Below are 2,022 nucleotides of genomic sequence, written 5' to 3'. Positions count from 1 at the left end.
CCGCGATCGAGGCCGCCGGGCGGACGCAGCCGGAGTGGGCGGCCGTGCCCGCCCGCGACCGGGCCGAGATCCTGCGCCGCGCGTACGAGCTGATCCTCGACCGCGCCGACGAGCTGGCGCTGCTCATGACCACCGAGATGGGCAAACCGCTGGCGGAGGCCAAGGGCGAGGTCACCTACGGGGCCGAGTTCTTCCGCTGGTTCTCCGAGGAGGCCTGCCGCATCCGCGGGGACGCCCGCCGTTCGCCCGACGGCAGGACCCGTCTCATGGTGACCCACGAACCGGTCGGGCCCTGCATCCTCATCACCCCGTGGAACTTCCCCCTGGCCATGGCCACCCGCAAGATCGGCCCGGCCGTCGCCGCCGGCTGCACCATGGTGTTCAAACCGGCCAACCTCACGCCCCTGACCTCGCTGTACGTGGTGGACCTCCTGCGCGAGGCGGGGCTCCCCGACGGCGTCCTCAACGTCGTGTGCACCACCGAGCCGGGCAGTGTGGTGGAACCGTGGATCGACTCCGGGATCGCCCGCAAGCTGTCGTTCACCGGGTCCACGCCGGTCGGCCGGATGCTGCTGGAGCAGTGCGCGCGCGGGGTGCTGCGCACCTCCATGGAGCTCGGCGGGAACGCCCCGTTCGTGGTGTGCGAGGACGCGGACATGGACACAGCCGTGGCCGCCGCGATGGCCGCCAAGATGCGCAACATGGGCGAGGCCTGCACGTCGGCCAACCGGATCCTCGTCCACCGTTCGGTCCTGGACGAGTTCGGTCGGCGCCTCACCGAGAAGATGTCCGCCCTGACCGTCGGCGACGGCACGCGGGACGGCACCGACGTGGGCCCGTTGGTCGAGGAGAAGGCCGTGGCGAAGGTGGTCGACCTGGTCGACGACGCCGTGGGGCGCGGGGCCGAGGTGCTGTGCGGCGGATCGCGGACCGAGGGACCCGGGTACTTCTACCCGCCCACCGTCCTGACCGGAGTGGCGGCCGACTCCGACCTCATGTCCACCGAGATCTTCGGTCCCGTGGCCGCCCTGATCCCGTTCGACTCCGACGACGAGGCGGTGGCCCTGGCCAACGACACCGAGTTCGGCCTGGTCTCCTACGTGATGACCGAGAACCTGGACCGCGCGATGACCATGTCCGAGCGCCTGCAGGCGGGAATGGTGGGCGTCAACACCGGGATCGTCTCCAACCCGGCCGCGCCGTTCGGTGGCATCAAGCAGTCCGGGCTCGGCCGCGAGGGCGGGCTCACCGGGATCGAGGAGTTCGTGGAGACCAAGCTCGTCGCGATCCCGGTGCGCTGATCGCCCGCCGCCCTCCGCCGGTGGGCGGTTCGGCGGAAGGCGGTGGTCGGTCAGCCGGTGGGCGGTCAGCCGGTGCGGACCCGCCCGGCGAGCCGGTGCCGCTCGGCCTCGGACATCCCGCCCCAGACGCCGTACAGCTCGCGGTGGGCCACGGCGTGCGCGCGGCACTGTTGGATGACCGGGCACTGCGCGCAGAGCTTCTTGGCCGCCGTCTCCTTGCGCCGGCGCAGGCTCCTCGACTCGTTCTCGGAGTTGTAGAACAGGTCCGGTACGTCCTGGCACATCCCGTACTCTGCCCAGGCCCATCGTTCGTCGATCCTTCTCGTCGCGGTCGTCATGGCACTCCCCCCGTCGGAACCAGCTTCATTCACGCTCGAGGGAGTTCGGCACACCCCCAGGGGTGGGACGGGTCACAACTGTTAAAGTTCCCAGATGCCGGTCAGGGTCTCGGTGGAGAACGACTACACACTGGTCATCGCCGGTGTGCACGCACTGCTGGCCGCGTACCCCGGCCGCGTGGAGGTCGTGGTGAACGGGCCCGGCTCCCGCGCAGGTGTGCCCGTGGACGTGGTGCTGTTCGATACCTTCGCCTCCCCGGTCGACTGGCAGGCCCGGTGCTCGGCCATGGCCCTCGACCCGGCGATCGGGGCCGTGGCCGTCTACTCGTTCGTCACGGATCCGCGCGCTGTCGACGAGGCCTTCGCCTCGGGGGCGACGGGGT

The 2,022-nt window shown here is 70.9% G+C and carries 2 protein-coding genes and 1 pseudogene; 2 read left to right on the top strand and 1 reads right to left on the bottom strand.

Features of this window, described 5'->3' with window-relative positions:
• Positions 1–1,301, top strand: a 1,301-nt coding sequence (locus tag G6028_RS16285) for an NAD-dependent succinate-semialdehyde dehydrogenase (protein WP_182659492.1), incomplete at its 5' end; no start/stop codon positions are given.
• Between the two features lie 65 nt (positions 1,302–1,366).
• On the opposite strand, the gene G6028_RS16280 is transcribed toward G6028_RS16285, so the two are convergent.
• Positions 1,367–1,639 carry a WhiB family transcriptional regulator gene (locus G6028_RS16280; RefSeq protein WP_179524515.1) on the bottom strand — a complete coding sequence of 91 codons (273 nt, stop codon included), beginning with the start codon at positions 1,637–1,639 and terminating at the stop codon, positions 1,367–1,369.
• Positions 1,640–1,733: 94 nt separating this feature from the next.
• Between G6028_RS16280 and G6028_RS16275 the strand changes: the two are divergent.
• Positions 1,734–2,022: pseudogene (locus G6028_RS16275) on the top strand (DNA-binding response regulator); the annotation flags it as partial.

The organism is Dietzia cercidiphylli, from assembly GCF_014145145.1.
In the GTDB taxonomy this organism is placed as follows: domain Bacteria; phylum Actinomycetota; class Actinomycetes; order Mycobacteriales; family Mycobacteriaceae; genus Dietzia; species Dietzia natronolimnaea.
The sequence above is the reverse complement of the archived record's forward strand: the minus strand, read 5'-3'. Positions and strand labels throughout refer to the sequence as shown.

Bases quoted from the DNA above. Each gene is read 5' to 3' on its own strand.
- G6028_RS16280 (WP_179524515.1), bottom strand. From the start codon at position 1,639: ATGACGACCGCGACGAGAAGGATCGACGAACGATGGGCCTGGGCAGAG.